A 19,208-nucleotide genomic window follows, 5' to 3' on the forward strand; every position below is an offset into this window, starting at 1 on the left:
TCTAAACCTCTAAAACGCTGTAAATTTTAGTAAGCGACTTTAGCTTTTCGCTACCTTTTAGATCGACTAGATCTATGAGAAAGCACGTTTCTACGCATGTTGCGTTAGTTTGATTGATAAGCTCAACTGAAGCCTTTGCAGTGCCTCCAGTCGCGATGAGATCATCCATCAAAAGCACTCTAGCGCCTGCTTTTTCTCCAAAAGCATCGATGTGAATTTGCACTTCATCGACGCCGTATTCTAGGCTATATTTTTGAGAAAGTGTGATAAAAGGCAGTTTTTTTGGCTTGCGAATAGGCACAAAAGGCAGTCTTAGTCTTGCTGCAAGCGCCGCGCCAAAGATGAAGCCACGAGACTCGATACCAGCGATATAGTCGATATTTGCATCCTCGTATCTAGCCACCAAATGATCTATCAAAAAGTTAAATGCCTCTTTGTTATTTAGCAGCGTCGTGATGTCGCGAAAGACTATGCCAGGCTTTGGAAAGTCGTTTATGCAGCGAATAGAGTTTAGTAAAAATTCTTTGCCTTTTTGATCTAAAATTTTCATAAATTTCCTTAAATTTGAGGTTATAGTAGCGCTTCGATCTTGCCTTCAAGCTCACGAATTCGTTGTCTTAGCTTGTCGTTTTCTAAGCGGTACTGGGAATTTCTTGTGCGAAGTGAGGTTACGTCGTTTTTAGTTTTGTTTAGCTCGTCTGTCAAGATGTCGATGTTGCCTAGACTTCGTTGGAGTTGGATCTGAAACTTTCTTATGACGACCTCGGTGTCTTGGAGGTTATTTTTCATAAAATCTTTTGTCGCACGCTCTTTTTTTAGAAGCGTTTTGAAGTAAAAAACCATGACGGTTAGGTAGATCGCAGCACAAACAAGAGCGGTAAAAACGATCCACTCGCCTATCATTTGCCTGCCTCAAGCTCTATTTTTTTGACTCTTCTTTCGTGTCTGCCGCCTGCAAACTCAGTCTTTAAAAAGGCTTCAACCGCCGAGATAGCCACGCCTGCGCCAATAACCCTTGCGCCAAAAGCGATCACGTTTGCGTCGTTGTGCTCTCTGGCAAGCCTTGCGGTAAATTCGTCGTGACAAAGGGCACATCTTACGTTTTCATGCCTGTTTGCAGCTATTGATATACCTATGCCTGTGCCACAAACTAGCACGCCGTAGCAGTTAGGCTCAAGCTTGCTCGCTAGCAAATGCGCATAATCAGGGTAATCAACGCTATTTTTATCGTTTGTGCCAAGATCAACCACTTCGTATCCAAGCCCTTTAATAGCCTCTTTAAGCTCGTTTTTTAGCTCAAAACCAGCGTGATCGCTAGCTAAGAAAACTTTGTCTATCTTCATGAAAAGTCCGTTAAATTTTTTGTTGATTATAGTCAAAGTTGCATTAAAATAAAATTTTACTCTCAGCCAAAATGAAGCTATAATTTACCAAAAATTTAAAGGAGAAAATATGAAAAAAGTGCTCTTTTTAGCGGCTTCTACGCTGGCCTTTGCAAATGAAAATCTAATAGAGATCTACACAGATCAAACCATCATCACTCAAAAATTTAGTGACACAAATAGCTCTTTTAGTGCCTTTGTGCCAGAGGGTGTGCAGAGTGAGAGCATCACTATAAATGGGGATTGTGACGCGAATGCTTATCTAAAAAAGATCAGCGAAGAAAATAGCCCAAGTTACATAAAATGGAAGCAAGAAGTTGCAAATTTAAGTAGCAAGCTTGAGGCGCTAAATGCAAGAGGCAGGTTTATAGAGCAAGCTTTGGTAGAAGAAAACAAAATTAACGATGTGACAAAAAGAGCTGATGAGTTTTATAAATTTAGCCTAGAAAATATCGAGAAAATTTCAGCTGCTAAAAGTGAGCTTGAAGCGCTTAAAGAAAACGAGCCAAAGAGCGATCTGGCTGGATTTATGCAGCTTGATATGAAATTTGCTTGCGATCCAAAAGAGGCGACGCTTTCATATATGGATGATGAGGCCCCAAAGACGCTAAATGAAATTTATGCAGACACAAAAAACAAAAATATCTTGATAAAACAAGAAATTTTACTCACTAATCCTTTTGCCAGCGAAGTTAAAAATTTAAAGCTCGCCATCTATCCAACCAGATATCAAAAAGCGCTTGCTCCAAGCAAGTTTTACCCTTGGTATGAGGAGAGCGAGGCTGAAGCTGATAGTTACGGTGCTTCGAAAAATATGCTAAGAGCCGCGAAAGTCGCCGCTGAGGTCGCTGATATGCGTGTGCAAAGAGATGAGAATGAGTTTGCCAAAATTTGGAAGATAGATGGGATAAATTTAGCAAAAGGCGAGAGCAAATATATAACTTACGACACGCAAAAAATGGATGCAAATTTTAGCGTTTTTGCTGATTTTTACGGCTCGCTAAAGGCATATAACGTAGCTAGCATTAAGCTAAATGATGATCTAACTCCAGCTAAAACGCAGTTTTACGTTAATGGTGTGAGTGTTGGCAGCCCAAGCGAGTTTGAGATGAAAGCAAAAGATGAGCCAGTGCAGTTATTTTTAGGACAAAACGAGCTAATCGAGCTTAAAAAAGAGCGCTTGAATAAATTTAAAAAGAGCTCGTTTCTTGGCAAAGAGCGCATAAGCGAAGAGGGCTATGAGATAAGTGTCAAAAATAACTCAAGCAAGAGCGTTGAGGTCACTTTGGTCGATCGTGTACCAGTATCTGCCGACGAGGCGGTAAAGGTCGAGATAAAGGGCTTTGATAAAAAAGATATCAGCAAAGATGGCAAGGTGGAGCTTAAATTTAGCCTTGCACCAAAAGAGGAATTTAAAAAAGAGTACTCTTATAAGATCACAAAGCCAAAAATTTAGAGCAAATTTGCTCTAAATTTAGCCATTTATAAATGCACTTGCGATATCTAAAACGTATCTTGTCGGATAAAAGATAGTATCTTTTAAAGGCGAGACGAGGATGACGATAAGGATGACAAAGCCATATCTTGAGATGCCCTCAAGCTTTTCAGCTAGTGCGTGAAAGCCAAAATTTCTAAGCGCATACTCGAGCGCGTGAAAGCCATCAAGTGGCGGTATCGGATAGAGGTTAAAGATAGCTAACATCAAATTTAAAAGCGCAAGCGTAAATAAAAACTGAAGTAAAATTTCAAAGGTTTCTATATTTAATAAAGCCTTTAGCACAAAAAGCGATAAGATGCCTAAGATAATGTTGTAGCAAATGCCAGCTAGACTTACGTAGATAGCTGCCTTGTAGCCGCCATTTCGCACGACTGTGTAGGTATTTACAGGCACTGGTTTTGCCCAGCCAAACATCATACCAGTGCTTAGATAAAGCACCAGTGGCACGATGATAGTGCCAACAAGATCGATGTGTTTTATAGGGTTTATGCTAAGTCTGCCAAGATTTTTTGCTGTGTTGTCGCCAAATTTATAAGCGACATATCCGTGAGCGATCTCGTGACCGACGATGGCAATTATTAAAGAGAGGACGATAGTGGCGACTTTTATGGGGTCAAAATTAGTGAAGTCCATCAACTTCTCCCTCTTTTAGAGCTTGTTTTGTAAAAAACTCATCGTTTTCTATCGTATCTACAAAGCGTCCGATACGCTCCCAGCGAACATTGTAGTTATTATCCCAGCTAAAATATATAAACCAAGGCTGTCCAACTATATCTTTGTAAGCCACGCTTCCCCAAAAACGGCTATCGTTTGAGTGGTCGCGGTTGTCGCCTATCATAAAGTACTCATCTTTTGGCACTTTGACGTAAAAAGCGTTAAAGTTAAAATTTGGATTTTGCGGTAGTGAGCTAATTAGCGCTGGCTTCATAAAAACGTTTGATTTGTTTGTATTTAGCATGAAAACCATCTGCTCAAATAAATTTACATTTTCGTCGTAGTGGATGCCGCTAAATCTATATGGCTCTTTTATGAAAAGCTTGCCATCAAGCTCGGCTACATCGCTACATGAGTAGCCAAATTTACTCTCTTTGCCGTTTAAATTTTCACGGCAGTTTGCCTTTATAAAGCTATCTCCCTCTTTTGGGCGTAGATAGAGGGCTTTTTCAGTAAAGACGATCTCGTCTTCGCTAGTTGCAAAGCAGCGCTTTACAAAGTGAGTTTTCTCATCGTTTGGATAGCGAAATACGACTATATCGCCCCTTGCAGGACCATCGCCTTTGATGAGGTGACCATTGTCATTTAGCTCAGGTAAAATTTTCACCTCAAGCCATGGAATTCTTGGTGTTGGTATGCCATAAACATACTTTTTAGCAAATAAAAAATCCCCAACCAAAAGTGTGTTTTTCATCGAACCAGACGGGATCACAAAGGCTTGAGCTACAAAGAAAATGACAAGCAAAACGATGATAACCGTGCCTGTCCAGCTCGAGCAAAAGTCATAAAATTTAGTAAAAGCTCTCTTCATTATCTCACTCTTTAATTTTTTTTGCCTGTGCAGCAAGGATGGTGTTGTTTAAAAGCATGGCTATGGTCATCGGGCCAACGCCGCCAGGAACAGGTGTGATATATGAGCATTTTGGTGCGACCTCGTCAAAATCCACATCGCCCACAAGCCTGCCATCATCAAGTCTGTTTATACCTACATCAACGACTACTGCGCCATCTTTTACCATATCAGCCTTTAAGAAAAATGGCTTGCCAATGGCTGCAACGATAAGGTCAGCATTTTTGCAAATTTCTTTTAAATTTGTGGTCTTGCTATGTGTCACTGTAACCGTTGCAGAGGCATTTAGGAGTAAATTTGCCATAGGTTTGCCAACGATGTTGCTTCTGCCGATCACCACTGCATTTAGCCCAGCTACATCTATGCCATACTCTTTCAAAATCTCCATCACGCCAAGCGGTGTGCAAGGCACGAAGCCATCAAGCCCGCTAACAAGTTTGCCAACATTTACAGCGTGAAAGCCATCTACATCTTTTCGTGGATTGATCGCTGCGAGCACGATGTTTGTATCGATATGCTTTGGCAGTGGCAGCTGAACCAAGATACCATGGATGCTATCGTCTAAATTTAGCACGTTTATAAGGGCAAGTAGCTCGTTTTGTGTTGTATTTTCGCTTAGACGGTGAGCGACGCTTTTTATGCCGTATTCGTTGCAGGCTTTCTCTTTGGCTCTAACGTATGTTTGAGATGCCTTATCTTCGCCGACTAAGACGACGGCTAAGGTTGGCTCGACACCAAATTTCTTTAGCTCATCAGCTCTTACTTTTACGCTTTCTTTGACCTTTAAAGATACGGCTTTTCCGTCTAAAATTTTCATATTCGATCCTTACTTAAAAGCTTTTTTAATCACAAGGGTGGTATCATACCTAAAAATAAATTAAATTTTTAAAAGAGAGGTTTATGAGGTCTGTTTTTTTGATTTTGCTTTTTTGCGTGGCTATTTTTGGTGCTGATTTTATCACAAAGACCGAGTACGCCAAGATGCTCTACCTAAATCCACGCGGCATAGGCTGTGATAAATGTCATGGCGCAAAGGGCGAGGGCAGCCTAATCTCTAAATACAAGCACTTTGACAAAAAAGCAAACAAAACGGTCGATGACGAGCTTAGAGCGCCAAAGATAAATGATATAGACTTTGAAAGCTTTAAAGCCGCTCTAACAAAGCCAAAAGGCGTCATGCCAAGCTACTTTTTAACAGACGAGGAGACGACCATCCTTTATGAATACATCACAAATCAGATGAAACCTCCTGCAAAAGCGGCAAAAGTAGCACCCAAAAATTTAGCTAAGCCAGCCACCCCTGCTGCTACGCAAAAACAGCCTGAATCCACTAAAGCTGCGCCTGCTGCAAAGCCTGCCGAGCCAGCAAAGCAAGCGCCAGCGACAAAGCCAGCCGAACCAGCAAAGCCAGCTAGCACGCAGGCGCAAAAGACACCAGCAAAACCAGCAATAAATCAAAAAGATAATCAAAAGACAAATTTAAAAACACAAAATCAAAAGGATAAAAAATGACAAATAAAGAGGCATTTAGCGAAGCTAAAAAATATATCCCAGGCGGCGTAAACTCACCTGTTCGTGCATTTGGCAGCGTTGGGGGCGAGCCTGTGATGATAGATCATGCCAAGGGAGCTTATCTATACGACGTCGAGGGCAAAAAATACCTTGACTTCATCCAAAGCTGGGGTCCGCTCATCTTTGGTCACTGCGACAAAGATATCGAAGATGCGATCATCTCTGCTGTAAAACAAGGCGTCTCTTACGGTGCTCCCTCACCAAAAGAGACCGCTCTAGCAAAGCTAATATGTGATGAATTTAAACAAATAGATAAAATTCGCTTCGTTAGCTCTGGCACAGAGGCTACCATGAGCGCTATCAGAGTGGCTAGAGGATATGCTAAAAAAGACGGGCTTATCAAATTTGAAGGCTGCTACCACGGACACAGCGACGCACTTCTTATCAAAGCAGGAAGTGGCGCTACGACATACGGCAACGCTTCAAGCGGCGGTGTGCCACAAGACGTTGTGAAAAATACATTTTTAGCTATCTACAACGATATAGAGAGCGTAAAGGCTATTTTTGAGAACAACAAAGACAAAATCGGCGTAGTCATAATCGAGCCAATCGCTGGAAATATGGGGCTTGTGCCAGCTGATAAGAAAATTTTACGTGAGCTTAGAGAGCTTTGTGATAAATTTGGCGCTGTGCTTATACTTGATGAGGTTATGAGCGGCTTTAGAGCTTCTCGCCTTGGCTCATATCCATTTCACGAAGTGGATGCCGATCTTGTCACATTTGGCAAGGTCATAGGCGGAGGCATGAACGTCGCTGCATTTGGTGGCAAAGCTGAAATCATGGACTGCCTAAGCCCAGAGGGCGCTGTCTATCAAGCAGGCACGCTAAGTGGCAACCCAGTGGCGATGAGCGCTGGTATAGCGGCTATTTCAAAGATAAATAATGATCCTAATTTATACGCTAGACTTGAAAAACTAGCTAAAAAACTAATGGACGGCTTTAAAGAGGCAGCCAAAAGCGCTGGCATCACCATTCAAACCGAGGTTCGTGGCTCGATGTTTGGTTACTTTTTTACAGAGCACGCCGTGAAAAACTACGACGATGCGCTAAAGAGCGACACAAAACTCTTTGCTAAATTTCACCAAGCTATGCTAAAACGCGGAATTTATCTAGCGCCAAGTCAGTTTGAGACGGGATTTATCTGCGATGCGATGAGTGAAGCTGATATCGACCTAGCGGTAAATGCAGCTAAAGAGGCATTTTTGGAGATAAAAGCTTAATGGCAAAATTTAAGATAAAAGATATCGTAGCAGGTGCTGAGCAGCTAAGCCTCGGCATATCGATGGTTGTGGCTGTGGTGATCGGCACTGGGCTAGGATATCTTGTAAAAAAGGCTACAAATTTCACGCCAGCGCTTTGGATAGGGCTTGCTTTTGGCATCGCAGCTGCCATTTTAAACGTTTATAAAGCCTACAAAGCGCAGGTTAAAAGCTTAGATGAGCTAAAGGATGAGACAAGATATAAAGGCTATAAAAAAGACGATGATGACGAGGACGATTAGCAGGCTTTTTATTTGCTACTTTGCGCTTTGGCTAGCCCTTAGCGCGGTTGGCAAATTTATATCAAATCAATTTTTTATAAGCTCGCAAATTTCATTTTTTGCCTCGCTTATCATCCTAACGGCTAGTTTTTTTGCCTATAAAAACCGCATAAATTCAAGGCTAGAAAATGCAAGAGGGGAAATTTTAGCCAAGATAGAAGAAGAGGACGAAGAAGATGATGAAATTTTGCCCCAGAATGAGGCAAAAGAATTTAGCCTAAAAGATGAAAAAGCAAGGCTAAAAAAGCAGAAATTTTCATTTAAAGATAGAAGCTTTGTGGCAGCCTTTATGCCTTATCGCTTGGTTGCGTATGCGATACTTTTTTTTGGATTTATATTTTTAAAAAATGAAAATTTACTAAACGTGCCTGGCTTTTTAGTGGGGCTTGCTCCGATGCCTATTGGAGCTTTTATCTTTGGGATAATGCAAAATAATTTAAGAAAGGACGCAGATGGCAAGTAGTTTTAGGATCATTCGCTCGATGGGACCGCTATTTTTGGGCATGAGCCTGCTTTTTATAGGAAACGGCCTAGTTATCGCCTCTTGTAGTGCGCTACTTAAGCAAAATGGCGTAGGCGAGCTTGCGATTGGACTAATTAACACTGGATTTTTCATAGGAGCGTTAATTAGCACGATCACAGCGCACAGGGTCATCTCAACCACCGGCCATATCAGAGCTTTTGCTATCTTTTCATCTATATTTGCAGTCTCAGCCATGCTTCACGCCATAAGCGAAAATTTGATATTTTGGGCGATACTTCGAGCCTTTTTGGGATATTGCTACTACGCGCTTTTGATGGTTATAGAAAGCTGGCTAAATGCTAAGATCCCAAACAAGATAAGATCGCGTGTCATCGCCTTTTACGAGTGCGTTTTCTACACGAGCTTTGGACTTGGAATTTTGATCTTAGCGCTTGATCTTAGCGCATTTGAAATTTTCATCATCAGCGCAGCCTTTATCATGCTCTCAAGCATACCTTTAAATTTAATCCGCATAAATCAGCCTCAAATCCCGCAGCGCCAACCTATAAACATCCCTAAAATTTTTGGCATAGTCCCGCTAGCTCTTGTGGGCGCGCTTGTCGCAGGACTTGCGATAAATGGATTTTTCTCGATGGCAAGCCTATTTATCATGCTTCAAGGATACGGCGCAAAAGAGGCGTCCTTTTTTATGACGATAGCGATGGGTGGTGGTTTTATAGCGCAGGCGTTAATAGGCGGATTTTCTGATAAATACGGAAGACGCCCAGCACTCTTGCTTTGTAGTGCCGTAGCCTTGATAAGCGCGGTGCTCTTTTTGCTAAGTGGCAACAACCTAACCATTCAATACATCCTCTCATTTTTTTTTGGTGGTGGCATATTTTGCACATACGGACTTTCGCTTGCTAGGGCAAATGACGAGATCACAGACAAGACAAAGAGCGTCCAAGTGGCACGTGCGCTGCTTTTTAGCTACTCTTTTGCCTCGCTTTTCTCGCCGCTTCTTATGAGCTATGCGATGAAAATTTTTGGTGCATTTGGCTTCATCTATGTCTATTTGGTGCTTTATATTGGGCTCATTTTATTTGCGCTAACGCAAAAGACCATACCGCAGCACATGAGAAAAGAGTACAACGACAGGCTCGTTGCAAGGACGGCTGGCATCGCGACTATTCAGCAAAATGGCAATTTTGCCGATAGAGAAAATAAAAAGTAGAAAATGGACGTAGCAAATTCTCTAAACATATCAAACACCTCGGTTCAAACCGGGCAAAACGCTGCCCAAAACGCGCCTGTTCGCAAAAATGAGGGCTCGCTTTTTAAAAATCAGCCAGCTGGAACGCCAAGTGAGCAAACCGTCTCAAACGCTCTTGATAACGTTGGTAAGCTAGTTGCTAGGGTGCTTGATGATCTAAAAAGCGCTTCAAGCCTTAGTAAAGCAGAGCAAATTTTATCTCAGGCAAAAGACACCAAGATCGCTCCAAATTTAGCTAGCGAGCTCTCAGACCTTGCAAAAAGCCTAGAGGCAGAAGCTGCGCAAAATGAAAGCCCTGAGATAAAGAGCCTTGCTCTAAAACTAAAAGAATTTCTAAAGCCAATCGCTGACCTTAAAGCTGGCTCGCTAAATGATCAGATCAAAAACTCAGGCGTCATGCTTGAAGCAAATTTAAAAGATGCACTTACCCCAGAGAAGCTGCCAAGCTCTATACAAAAGCTACTAAGCGATATAAAAAATCTCTCAAATCAAAATTTACTTAGTCAAATTTTAACCCTAAATGATGAGAGCTTGGATAATCAAAACTCATTTATGAAGCTTACTTCTATGCTTGAAAAAGCGAGCGGTGATGCTAAAAACATCCTTGATAACTCGAGCGTAAAAACGCTTTTAAAAGATGTGGATAAGCTTGATAATGTGGCTAAATTTCTAGATAAAAACTTCTCAAAAGAGCAAAACGCAGACGCGGTTAAAAATCAGACCAGTAAGATGGAGAATTTCATCTCAAATTTAAGCGAGAAGGTAGGAAATTTAGCTAGCGAAAAGCTAAATCAAAACTTTGGCTTTACACAAAATCACAAAGAGCTAAAAGCTATCCTTGAAAACCTAAAAAACGATCTAAAAATGCTAAATAATATAGGTGATGAGGCTGGACTTGTAAAGGCATTTAATGAGCTTAGCGACGTCTCAAAAGAGAGCAGCTTGCAAGATAAGCTCCAAAGTGCGGCAAGACGCCTAGCTCATAGCCTAAGCCTAGCAGATCCAGAAGCAAGTGCGGCTAAAAGCGATCTAGCTGAAAGTAAGGCACTTTTAAAGCAGCTAAAACTAGCCACTAATGATATAAATAACATCACGACAAAGAGTCAGAGTGAAATTTCAAAGGTGTTAAATCAAGATGTAAAAAGCACGCTTTTAAACATAAGCGAAAAGAGCCAAAACGCCCAAACCGTCAATGCTGCAAACAAAATGATCTCGCAAATCGAGATGCACCAGATGGTCTCAAGCTTGCAAGGAGGCATACAAACTTATATGCCTTATATCTGGGACGGCGTGGAGGGCGGAAATGTCGCGTTTAAACAGGGCAAAAAGGATAAATTTTATGCCCAGATCGATCTAAATTTTAAGAAATTTGGGCAGATAAATGTGATGGTGGGGCTTGTGGATAAACGCTATATCGATCTATCGGTGGCAACGCAGACAAATGAGTTTAAAGAGCTCATTTTAGGAAATTCAAGCGAGCTAAAGCAAGCGATCTCAAAGCTTGGACTAATCGTTTCAAATTTTAACATCAAAACCTTGCCAAAGGTGAAGCTAAACGATAGATTTAAAAATTTTGGCGGCCTTGATGTGGGCTTTGATAAGAAAATTTGATGCAAGTAAATAAGAAAAAAGCCGTCGCCCTTGGCTACAACAGATCGCAAGATAACGCTCCAAAGGTGCTTGCAAGCGGCGCTGGCGAGATAGCAAATAAGATAATAAGCCTTGCAAAAGAGCATGATATACCGATCAAAGAGGATCCTGATCTCATTGAAATTTTAAGCAAGGTCGAGGTCGATCAAGAGATACCGCCAAATTTATATAAGGCGGTAGCTGAGATATTTAGCTTTTTATATAAGATCACAAATAAAAAGTAAATATTGCACTTTAATAGTGCTATAATCTCAAAATTAAGGAAATTTAAACATTAAAAAGGAGGTATTATGAAAATTTCATCAAAAGTGACGATGATGATCGTCTCGTCCCTACTGGTGCTTGGAGCCATCTTAGTCTTTCTAAACATTTACGAGCAAAACAAAGCGATAGAATTTTCTACCAAACAGCTGACTGAAACGGTCTTAGCCGACAAAAGGGCAGCTTTAAGTGAAGAGATGGATATCGTCTCAAGCATTTTGCTAAAAATTCAAGAGGTCTATGACGACGCAAACGAGACCATTGAAGATCAAAAAGAAGATATCATCGACTACCTCTCAAAAGCTAGATTTGGCGATGGCAAGCTTGGCTACTTTAGTCTCTCAACAATAGATGGAGTTGTTATTGCAAACCCTGGCTTGCCTGAATTTAATGGACAAAATAGGCTTGATGCAACTGACGCAAATGGCTATAAATATGTAAAAGAGCTTATCGAAAAGGCTAAGCAAAATAGTAATGGAGACTTTGTAAATTTTGTTGCGAAGTCAAAGGATGGCAATACTATAAGAAAGATAGCACGTGGACAAAAGCTAAATTTATTTCATGAGGATGTGCTTTTGATGTCTGTTGTTGATCTTGAGGGTATGTATAAAGAGATAGATAAAATTTCAGCTACCATGCAAAATGATGCCAATGCAAACACTACAAATTTCATCGTCATAGCCGTCGTAGTTTTAATCATCTCACTAATAGTTGCCATGCTCTACTCTAAATTTTCTATCACAAAACCGCTAAATGAGCTAATCTTGCGAGCTACAAACCTCTCAAGTGGCGATGGCGATCTAACAAGAAAACTAGAAGTCGTTGGCAAAGATGAGATAGCAAAAGCCAGCGAGGCTATAAATAAATTTATAGAAAAAGTAAGGGTTTTAATCGCCGAGGCAAAAGATATCTCAAATGAAAACAGCTCCATCGCAAATGAGCTTAGCTCAACCTCAGTCCAAACTGGTCGCGGGGTAGAAAACTCAAGCAAGATAGTTGAGGACGCTGGGAAGGATTGCACTGAGATACAATCATATATGAAAGAGTCAATAGAAGTTGCAAAAGGTGGCAAAGATGACCTTCAAAAGGCGCTAAGCTACGTTGATGAGACGCTAAATACCATCTCAAATTTATCTTCAGAGATCGCTCAGACATCTGATATTGAGAATCAAATGGCTGGCAAGATCGAGCAGCTTAGCCGAGATGCCGAGCAGGTTAAATCAGTCCTTGTGGTTATCAACGACATAGCAGATCAGACAAATTTACTAGCTCTTAATGCAGCCATCGAAGCAGCACGTGCAGGAGAACACGGACGTGGCTTTGCAGTCGTTGCCGATGAGGTTAGAAAGCTAGCTGAGCGCACTCAAAAGAGCTTAACTGAGATAAACGCAACTATCAACGTCATCGTTCAAGCGATAAATGAAAGCAGCGAGCAAATGAGCATCAACTCTAAGCAAATAAGCGAGCTAACAGGCGTGGCAAACAACGCGCAAAACACCATAAGAGATATGAGCGATATCATGAGATCAGCCATAGGACTATCTGATAAAACTATCGAGGACTATATAAAGACCGGCAAGGATATTGACGATATAGTAAAAAGCATGGAGGGCATAAGTCAAATTTCATCTCAAAGCACAAGAAGCGTAGAAGAGATAGCTTCAGCTGCTGAGCATCTAAACAAGATGACAGATACGCTAAATGCAAAACTTGGCGAATTTAGAACTTGATTTGTGTAGTAAATTTTAAATTTAAAGGCAATTAGTGGCTCAAAAACTGGTCTTAATAGGGGCTTCAACAGGAGGCCCAGGTCATATAAAAAAACTATTAAAAGATATAAATTTAAATGGTGCGATGGTCGTCATCGCTCAGCACATGAACAAGATGTTTATAAACTCATTTGTCACGCAAATGGGCAGGGAGTGCAACATAAATGTTGAAATTTTAAGCGAAAAGACAAATTTAAAAGAAAATATCGTCTATATCTGTGATCAAAATTTTGAAATTTCAGCGACTTTGCCAGTTAGCGCAAAGCCACAACCCGAGATAAAAACGATATACACGCCAAATGTTGATGTGCTTTTTAACTCAGGCACGCAGATCGCCAAAAATGTAAATTTACTTGCGATCTTGCTAACTGGCATCGGCGATGATGGCGCAGCTGGGCTTGATAAGCTCTATAAAGCTGGCGCAAAATGCATAGCTGAAAACGAAGAGAGCGCCATAGTTTATGGCATGCCAAAGCGTGCTAAGGAGCTAAATCAAAATTTAAAATCGTTAAATTTAATGATGATAAGAAAAGAGCTTGAGGAGTTTTTAAATGCTTTTTAACAAAGTGGATAAACAAAGCGAAGTTTTAGAGGCAAAAGCACCAAGCGACATGGATGGATTTAACGAATTTATGAGCACTATAAAGACGCTTTGCGGGGTCGATCTGGAGCCAAAGAGAGACATCACGCTGCAAAGAGTTAGTATATTTGCCAAAAATCGCCAGATAAAAAGCTTTAAAGAGTTAGTTTCAATGATAAGATTTGACACGCTACTTAGGCAAGATCTTTTAAATTTAGTCACCGTAAATGAGACATATTTTTATAGAGAGCTAGCTCAGCTAAAAGACGTGATCTACTACGCAAAAGAGCTTGGGGAGGCTAGAATTTTATGTGCGCCTTGCTCAACTGGCGATGAGGTCTATTCTCTTGCTATGCTTGCTTATGAATTTGGCCTTAAACAAAGTGATATCCAGCTAACTGGCATCGACATAAACTCAGAAGCCATACAAGCTTGTAGCGTCGGATGCTACGGCGAGAGGAGCTTGCACAGACTAAGCGAGTTTCAAAAAGAGAGATTTTTTACAAAAAAAGATGACAAATTTTTCATCAAAAAAGAAATTTTGCCAAGGTGTGAGTTTAAAATTTTAAACGTTTTTGACGATGCGATGTTTAATCTTGGTAAATTTGACATCGTCCTTTCAAGAAATATGATGATATATTTTGACGATACATTTAGGCTAAAGTGCGTAGAAAGGTTGCACAAGCTACTTAAACCAGAGGGCAGACTCTACGCAGGACACGCTGATCTTGTGCCTTACACTCCACTTTACACAAAGCGTTTTTCAAACGGAGCTACATATTACGAGCGTGCTTAAGGGTTAAATTTAACCCAGCCCGCTTTGCCCTTAGCAAGTTTTTATCAATTTTTGGCTAAAATCCCACAAGCTAAATTTAAGGATAAAAATGAAAGACAATCTACTTGAATTAACTCAAGATATCGCTTCAGTTGATATCGAAGATTCTATAAAAAATAGCTATCTTGACTACTCTATGAGCGTCATCGTCGGACGTGCTTTGCCTGACGCTAGAGACGGACTAAAGCCAGTTCATAGAAGAATTTTATACGCTATGGATAATCTCGGCGTTGGCAGCAGAAGTGCCTATATGAAGTCAGCTCGTATCGTCGGTGAAGTCATCGGTAAGTACCACCCACACGGCGACACAGCGGTTTATGACGCACTTGTTCGTATGGCTCAGAAATTTTCTATGCGTTATCCAGTCGTTGATGGACAAGGAAACTTTGGCTCGATTGATGGTGACAGCGCAGCTGCGATGCGTTATACCGAAGCTAGAATGACCATGCTTACTGAAGAGCTTTTAAAAGATATCGACAAAGACACGGTTGATTTTGTACCAAACTACGATGATAGAGAGGTCGAGCCAGATGTTTTGCCTAGCCGTGTGCCAAATTTATTATTAAACGGCTCAAGCGGTATTGCTGTCGGTATGGCGACAAATATCCCGCCACACAGCCTTGATGAGCTAATAGACGGTCTTTTGCTACTTCTTGAAAACAAAGAGGCGACACTTGAAGAGGTGATGGAATTTATAAAAGGTCCAGACTTCCCAACTGGCGGTATCATCTTTGGTAAAAAAGGCATCATAGAGGCCTACCGCACAGGTCGTGGCAGGGTCAAACTAAGAGCTAAAACTCACATAGAAAAAAAGCCAAACAAAGACGTCATAGTAATCGATGAGCTACCTTATCAAACAAACAAAGCAAGGCTTATCGAGCAGATCGCTGAGCTTGTAAAAGATAAGCAGATAGATGGCATCAGCGAGGTTAGAGATGAGTCTGACAAGGACGGCATCCGCGTAGTCATCGAGCTAAAACGCGACGCGATGAGCGACATCGTGCTAAATAATCTCTTTAAATCAACCACGATGGAGAGTACTTTTGGCGTTATTATGCTTGCTATTAATAACAAAGAGCCAAAGGTATTTAACCTTATCGAGCTACTTAAGCTATTTTTAAATCACAGAAAAACCGTCATCATTAGAAGAACGATATTTGAGCTTGAAAAAGCGCGCGCAAGAGCCCACATCTTAGAGGGTCTAAAGATCGCACTTGATAACATCGACGAGGTGATCGAGCTTATTAGAAATAGTGCTGATACGGCGGTTGCTAGAGAAGGCTTGATGAGTAAATTTAACCTCTCGGAACTTCAAGCAAACGCTATCCTTGATATGCGTCTAAGCAAGCTTACAGGCCTAGAGAGAGAAAAACTAGAGGCCGAGCTAGCCGAGCTTATGGCTGAGATCGCAAGACTTGATGAAATTTTAAAGAGCGAGACATTGCTTGAAAATTTGATCAAAGAAGAGCTTCTTGAGATCAAAAATAAATTTAAAGTACCAAGAGTGACTGAGATCGTTGATGACTACGATGATATCGACATCGAAGACCTCATACCAAATGAAAATATGGTCGTAACCATAACTCACCGCGGCTACATCAAGCGTGTGCCAAGTAAGCAGTACGAGAAGCAAAAACGCGGCGGTAAGGGCAAAGTAGCGGTCACGACATACGATGATGACTTTATAGAGAGCTTCTTTACTTCAAATACCCACGATACGCTTATGTTTGTGACTGACCGCGGACAGCTCTACTGGCTAAAAGTATATAAGATCCCAGAGGGAAGCCGCACAGCAAAGGGCAAGGCGGTTGTAAATTTGATCCAGTTGCAGCCTGATGAGAAGATCAAAGCGATCATCCCAACGACTGACTTTGACGAGAGTAAATCTCTAGCATTCTTCACTAAAAACGGCATCGTAAAACGCACAAATTTAAGCGAATTTAAAAACATCCGCTCAGTTGGCGTAAGAGCGATAAGCCTCGATGAGAACGACGAGCTAGTAACTGCGCTCATCGCTCAAACATACGATGATATGCCAGTGACTGACCCTGAAAATGAGCTAAGCGTTGAGACAGAGGTACTTGAAGTTGAAGAGCTTCAAAACGAGATCGACGAAGATAATGTAAATGCCGAAGAAGACGCAAACTCAGGCGATGAGACAATGCTATTTGTCGTTACTAAAAAAGGTATGTGCCTTAAATTTAAGATCAGCAAAGTTCGCCAAATGGGAAGAACTGCACGCGGCGTAACTGGTATCAAATTTAAAGAGCCAGGCGATGAGGTCGTAGGCGCAGCAGTCATCGAAAGCAATGACCAAGAAATTTTAAGCATATCTCAAAAAGGTATCGGCAAGCGCACAACCGCTGATGAGTACCGCTTGACAAACCGCGGCGGCAAAGGCGTCATCTGCATGAAGCTAACAAGCAGAACAGGCGATCTAGTAGGCGTTGTGATGGTTGATGAAGAGCAAGATCTTATGGCTCTAACATCAAGCGGCAAGATGATAAGAGTTGATATGCAAAGCATCCGCAAAGCAGGACGTAACACAAGCGGCGTGATCGTCGTAAATGTCGATGGCGATGATGTTGTAAGTATCGCAAGATGCCCTAAGGCAGATGATGGCGAAGATGAGGATGAAGCACCAAGCGAAGATATGGGGCTTTTGGAATAAAATTTGCTGTTAAATTTTAAATAAAAGCATAAAAAAGGTTGTTTATGAAGGTTAAAATTTTATCTTTTGCTTTGATGATCGCTATTTTTAGCGGTTGCTCATTTAATGGCTTTATGGGCGAGCCAACTAGCACATCAAACCGCAACGTAGTCATCCAAAAGGTCGATAAAGATGATCTTAGAGAGGTGATGAAAAAAGAGAAGATGATATATGATAGTGCTCCAAGAGAGACCACTTTTAGAGCCACAGGCGAGGGCATAGCTCCGCTAAATTCGCTCTCATACGCTCAGTCAGTCACTCTTGCAAAAAGAGCAGCGATGGCTGATGCTTATTCTCAGCTTGCAGGCAAGCTTTATGGCGTAAAGATCAACGCTGAAGACACCGTAAGAGACGCGATGCTAAATGACTCATCTATCACTTCAAAGGTTCAAGGTCTTGTCAAAAACGCAAGGATCGTGAATGAAAATTTCAAAGATGGGCTTTATAAGGTAAATATGGAGCTTAAGATAGACGAAGATAAGTGGCGAGAAGTCTTTTCTTACTAACGATACTTTTAAATTTCGCCTTTTGCCTGGAGGAGTTTATCTTCTGGGCGAAGGTCGATACGAAAAATCAAATAGTTGCCTTTGAAGAAATTTCATTTTCAAAGGCGATGACTCTCTCGCCAAATCCAAAACCAAAATTTCTTTGTCAGATAGACGCTTTTAAAGATGAAAACACCACAACTCTTGGCTTTTTAAATTTACACAAAGATGAAATTTTTGACTGCTTTGCCTTAAAAAAAGTGATGATAAAAAATGAGCTAAATGTCAAAAATGCGCAGGTCACAAATGCTTCAAATTTGAAAATTTTACCAGTTAGATTTATGGTGGAATTTAAGCCAAAATCCGCTATCATCGGCACACTTCAATAAAAAAGAGATCAAATGAATATCGTCATAGTAGAAGATGACATCAATATGCGAAAGTCGCTTGAGATCGCACTTGGCGAGTACGACGAGCTAAACATCAAAAGCTACAAGAGTGCAGTTGAGGCTCTAAAAAAGCTAGGCGAGGACACTGATCTAATAATCACCGATATAAACATGCCAAAAATGGACGGACTTGAGTTCATTAAAGAGCTAAACGGCAAATTTGACGTCATCATAATGACTGGAAACGCCACACTTAACAAGGCGATCGAGAGCGTTAGGCTTGGCGTGAAGGACTTTTTAACCAAGCCATTTGACGTCTCAACTCTTTATGAGGCGATAAAAAGGGTAGAGGTGCTAAAACAAAAAACTCCAAAAAGCATAAAAAAAATTGAAAGCAAAAGCGAAAATAACGGCTTTTTAGCCAGCTCAAAGGCGCTTGAAGCCACGCTAAATATCGCTCTAAAAGCCGCAAGAACCGATGCCTCAGTCATACTTAGTGGCGAAAGCGGCGTTGGCAAGGAGGTCTTTGCCAAATTTATCCACGCAAACTCACCAAGAAAAGATGCAGCATTTATCGCTCTAAATATGGCTGCGATACCTGAAAATTTGATAGAAAGTGAGCTTTTTGGCTTTGAAAAAGGCGCATTTACCGACGCTGCGGCTACCAAAAAAGGGTATTTTGAGCTGGCAAATGGCGGAACGCTATTTTTAGATGAGATCGGCGAGATGCCTATAAATTTACAGCCAAAGTTGCTTCGCGCCTTGCAGGAGCGCGAGATAACAAGACTTGGCGCTACAAAGAGTGAAAAGATAGACGTTCGCATCATCTGCGCTACAAATGCAAATTTAGAGCTTGCTATGAAAGAGGGCAGGTTTAGAGAGGACCTTTTCTACCGCCTAAACACGATCCCGCTTTTCATCCCGCCACTTCGCGAGCGAAAGGATGAAATTTTACCTATCGCGCAGGATGCTTTAGACAAATGCTGCAAAGAGTATGGCTTTGAGGCTAAAAATTTCTCAAAAGCAGCCAAAGAGGAGCTTTTAGGCTATGACTATCCAGGCAACATAAGGGAGCTCATCTCAGTCGTGCAGCGTGCAGCGATACTAAGCGAGGGTGATGAAATTTTGCCAAAAGATCTATTTTTGCAAGCAAGAAGTAAAAAATAGGTAAAAATTTAAGTTTTTGGCTAGTAAAATTATGCAAATTAAGAAAATTAAAAGAAACCAAGGAGAGCAG

The 19,208-nt window shown here is 41.2% G+C and carries 20 protein-coding genes and 1 pseudogene; 15 read left to right on the forward strand and 6 right to left on the reverse strand.

Annotation, left to right across the window (positions count from 1 at the left end; genetic code table 11):
- Position 1: 1 nt before the first annotated feature.
- From apt to rpiB, 3 genes are read right to left on the reverse strand one after another with little or no spacing between them, the layout of a single operon-like run.
- Complete coding sequence (gene apt, locus F3G98_RS02245; RefSeq protein ID WP_103607921.1) at positions 2-550, reverse strand: adenine phosphoribosyltransferase; 549 nt, start codon at positions 548-550, stop codon at positions 2-4.
- 20 nt (positions 551-570) lie between these two features.
- On the reverse strand, positions 571-903 hold the full coding sequence (locus F3G98_RS02250; protein WP_002939538.1) for a hypothetical protein: 333 nt from the start codon (positions 901-903) through the stop codon (positions 571-573).
- Positions 900-1,343 carry a ribose 5-phosphate isomerase B gene (gene rpiB / locus F3G98_RS02255; RefSeq protein WP_021086444.1) on the reverse strand — a complete coding sequence of 148 codons (444 nt, stop codon included), beginning with the start codon at positions 1,341-1,343 and terminating at the stop codon, positions 900-902. Before rpiB ends, F3G98_RS02250 begins: the two co-directional genes overlap by 4 nt.
- Positions 1,344-1,452: 109 nt before the next feature.
- Between rpiB and F3G98_RS02260 the strand changes: the two genes are divergently transcribed.
- Positions 1,453-2,838 carry a DUF4139 domain-containing protein gene (locus F3G98_RS02260; RefSeq protein WP_149725684.1) on the forward strand — a complete coding sequence of 462 codons (1,386 nt, stop codon included), beginning with the start codon at positions 1,453-1,455 and terminating at the stop codon, positions 2,836-2,838.
- 18 nt (positions 2,839-2,856) lie between these two features.
- Here the strand turns inward: F3G98_RS02260 and F3G98_RS02265 are convergent, their stop codons facing one another.
- From F3G98_RS02265 to folD, 3 genes are read right to left on the reverse strand one after another with little or no spacing between them, the layout of a single operon-like run.
- Positions 2,857-3,513, reverse strand: coding sequence for a site-2 protease family protein (locus tag F3G98_RS02265; protein ID WP_149725685.1), 657 nt, complete (start codon positions 3,511-3,513; stop codon positions 2,857-2,859).
- Complete coding sequence (gene lepB, locus F3G98_RS02270; RefSeq protein WP_103607918.1) at positions 3,500-4,405, reverse strand: signal peptidase I; 906 nt, start codon at positions 4,403-4,405, stop codon at positions 3,500-3,502. Before lepB ends, F3G98_RS02265 begins: the two co-directional genes overlap by 14 nt.
- A gap of 4 nt (positions 4,406-4,409) precedes the next feature.
- Positions 4,410-5,261, reverse strand: coding sequence for a bifunctional methylenetetrahydrofolate dehydrogenase/methenyltetrahydrofolate cyclohydrolase FolD (gene folD / locus F3G98_RS02275; RefSeq protein WP_103607917.1), 852 nt, complete (start codon positions 5,259-5,261; stop codon positions 4,410-4,412).
- 83 nt (positions 5,262-5,344) lie between these two features.
- On the opposite strand from folD, the pseudogene F3G98_RS10315 reads away from it, so the two are divergent.
- The 14 genes and pseudogenes from F3G98_RS10315 to F3G98_RS02345 form a co-directional block, all read left to right on the forward strand.
- Positions 5,345-5,680 (forward strand): annotated as a pseudogene (locus F3G98_RS10315) (c-type cytochrome); the annotation flags it as partial.
- A 272-nt stretch (positions 5,681-5,952) separates the two neighbouring features.
- A complete protein-coding gene (hemL, locus tag F3G98_RS02285) occupies positions 5,953-7,236 on the forward strand; it encodes a glutamate-1-semialdehyde 2,1-aminomutase (protein WP_103607915.1) in 1,284 nt (427 codons plus the stop codon).
- Positions 7,236-7,517: an AtpZ/AtpI family protein gene (locus F3G98_RS02290; RefSeq protein WP_002939762.1), complete on the forward strand. Its 282-nt coding sequence runs from the start codon at positions 7,236-7,238 to the stop codon at positions 7,515-7,517. The genes hemL and F3G98_RS02290 overlap by 1 nt, the downstream gene beginning before the upstream one ends.
- Positions 7,501-8,019: a hypothetical protein gene (locus F3G98_RS02295; RefSeq protein WP_223231290.1), complete on the forward strand. Its 519-nt coding sequence runs from the start codon at positions 7,501-7,503 to the stop codon at positions 8,017-8,019. The genes F3G98_RS02290 and F3G98_RS02295 overlap by 17 nt, the downstream gene beginning before the upstream one ends.
- The gene (locus F3G98_RS02300) at positions 8,009-9,253 is read left to right on the forward strand and encodes an MFS transporter (protein ID WP_103607913.1); all 1,245 of its coding nucleotides are present in this window, start codon (positions 8,009-8,011) and stop codon (positions 9,251-9,253) included. The genes F3G98_RS02295 and F3G98_RS02300 overlap by 11 nt, the downstream gene beginning before the upstream one ends.
- Before the next feature lie 3 nt (positions 9,254-9,256).
- Positions 9,257-10,903 carry a flagellar hook-length control protein FliK gene (fliK, locus tag F3G98_RS02305; protein WP_103607912.1) on the forward strand — a complete coding sequence of 549 codons (1,647 nt, stop codon included), beginning with the start codon at positions 9,257-9,259 and terminating at the stop codon, positions 10,901-10,903.
- Positions 10,900-11,166, forward strand: a complete 267-nt coding sequence (locus tag F3G98_RS02310) for a FlhB-like flagellar biosynthesis protein (protein WP_223227339.1) — start codon at positions 10,900-10,902, stop codon at positions 11,164-11,166. The genes fliK and F3G98_RS02310 overlap by 4 nt, the downstream gene beginning before the upstream one ends.
- Positions 11,167-11,232: 66 nt before the next feature.
- Positions 11,233-12,933 (forward strand): methyl-accepting chemotaxis protein, encoded by a 1,701-nt coding sequence (locus tag F3G98_RS02315; RefSeq protein ID WP_021090036.1) that lies wholly within the window; start codon positions 11,233-11,235, stop codon positions 12,931-12,933.
- Positions 12,934-12,967: 34 nt separating this feature from the next.
- Positions 12,968-13,534: a CheB methylesterase domain-containing protein gene (locus F3G98_RS02320; RefSeq protein WP_021090049.1), complete on the forward strand. Its 567-nt coding sequence runs from the start codon at positions 12,968-12,970 to the stop codon at positions 13,532-13,534.
- The gene (locus F3G98_RS02325) at positions 13,524-14,348 is read left to right on the forward strand and encodes a CheR family methyltransferase (protein ID WP_021087654.1); all 825 of its coding nucleotides are present in this window, start codon (positions 13,524-13,526) and stop codon (positions 14,346-14,348) included. The genes F3G98_RS02320 and F3G98_RS02325 overlap by 11 nt, the downstream gene beginning before the upstream one ends.
- A gap of 88 nt (positions 14,349-14,436) precedes the next feature.
- Positions 14,437-17,058 carry a DNA gyrase subunit A gene (gene gyrA, locus F3G98_RS02330; protein ID WP_103580735.1) on the forward strand — a complete coding sequence of 874 codons (2,622 nt, stop codon included), beginning with the start codon at positions 14,437-14,439 and terminating at the stop codon, positions 17,056-17,058.
- Positions 17,059-17,102: 44 nt separating this feature from the next.
- Complete coding sequence (locus F3G98_RS02335) at positions 17,103-17,603, forward strand: LPP20 family lipoprotein (protein WP_107964898.1); 501 nt, start codon at positions 17,103-17,105, stop codon at positions 17,601-17,603.
- Positions 17,579-17,971, forward strand: coding sequence for a hypothetical protein (locus tag F3G98_RS02340; RefSeq protein ID WP_087578732.1), 393 nt, complete (start codon positions 17,579-17,581; stop codon positions 17,969-17,971). The genes F3G98_RS02335 and F3G98_RS02340 overlap by 25 nt, the downstream gene beginning before the upstream one ends.
- Positions 17,972-17,983: 12 nt before the next feature.
- Positions 17,984-19,138, forward strand: coding sequence for a sigma-54-dependent transcriptional regulator (locus F3G98_RS02345; protein ID WP_103616957.1), 1,155 nt, complete (start codon positions 17,984-17,986; stop codon positions 19,136-19,138).
- Positions 19,139-19,208: the final 70 nt, after the last annotated feature.

This window comes from Campylobacter concisus (genome assembly GCF_902460895.1).
Classification (GTDB): domain Bacteria; phylum Campylobacterota; class Campylobacteria; order Campylobacterales; family Campylobacteraceae; genus Campylobacter_A; species Campylobacter_A concisus_BC.

Bases quoted from the DNA above. Each gene is read 5' to 3' on its own strand.
- fliK (WP_103607912.1), top strand. From the start codon at position 9,257: ATGGACGTAGCAAATTCTCTAAACATATCAAACACCTCGGTTCAAACC.
- gyrA (WP_103580735.1), top strand. From the start codon at position 14,437: ATGAAAGACAATCTACTTGAATTAACTCAAGATATCGCTTCAGTTGAT.
- F3G98_RS02295 (WP_223231290.1), top strand. From the start codon at position 7,501: ATGACGAGGACGATTAGCAGGCTTTTTATTTGCTACTTTGCGCTTTGG.
- F3G98_RS02325 (WP_021087654.1), top strand. From the start codon at position 13,524: ATGCTTTTTAACAAAGTGGATAAACAAAGCGAAGTTTTAGAGGCAAAA.
- F3G98_RS02260 (WP_149725684.1), top strand. From the start codon at position 1,453: ATGAAAAAAGTGCTCTTTTTAGCGGCTTCTACGCTGGCCTTTGCAAAT.
- F3G98_RS02290 (WP_002939762.1), top strand. From the start codon at position 7,236: ATGGCAAAATTTAAGATAAAAGATATCGTAGCAGGTGCTGAGCAGCTA.
- lepB (WP_103607918.1), bottom strand. From the start codon at position 4,405: ATGAAGAGAGCTTTTACTAAATTTTATGACTTTTGCTCGAGCTGGACA.
- F3G98_RS02335 (WP_107964898.1), top strand. From the start codon at position 17,103: ATGAAGGTTAAAATTTTATCTTTTGCTTTGATGATCGCTATTTTTAGC.
- folD (WP_103607917.1), bottom strand. From the start codon at position 5,261: ATGAAAATTTTAGACGGAAAAGCCGTATCTTTAAAGGTCAAAGAAAGC.
- F3G98_RS02300 (WP_103607913.1), top strand. From the start codon at position 8,009: ATGGCAAGTAGTTTTAGGATCATTCGCTCGATGGGACCGCTATTTTTG.
- F3G98_RS02265 (WP_149725685.1), bottom strand. From the start codon at position 3,513: ATGGACTTCACTAATTTTGACCCCATAAAAGTCGCCACTATCGTCCTC.
- F3G98_RS02345 (WP_103616957.1), top strand. From the start codon at position 17,984: ATGAATATCGTCATAGTAGAAGATGACATCAATATGCGAAAGTCGCTT.
- F3G98_RS02250 (WP_002939538.1), bottom strand. From the start codon at position 903: ATGATAGGCGAGTGGATCGTTTTTACCGCTCTTGTTTGTGCTGCGATC.
- F3G98_RS02315 (WP_021090036.1), top strand. From the start codon at position 11,233: ATGAAAATTTCATCAAAAGTGACGATGATGATCGTCTCGTCCCTACTG.
- hemL (WP_103607915.1), top strand. From the start codon at position 5,953: ATGACAAATAAAGAGGCATTTAGCGAAGCTAAAAAATATATCCCAGGC.
- rpiB (WP_021086444.1), bottom strand. From the start codon at position 1,343: ATGAAGATAGACAAAGTTTTCTTAGCTAGCGATCACGCTGGTTTTGAG.
- apt (WP_103607921.1), bottom strand. From the start codon at position 550: ATGAAAATTTTAGATCAAAAAGGCAAAGAATTTTTACTAAACTCTATT.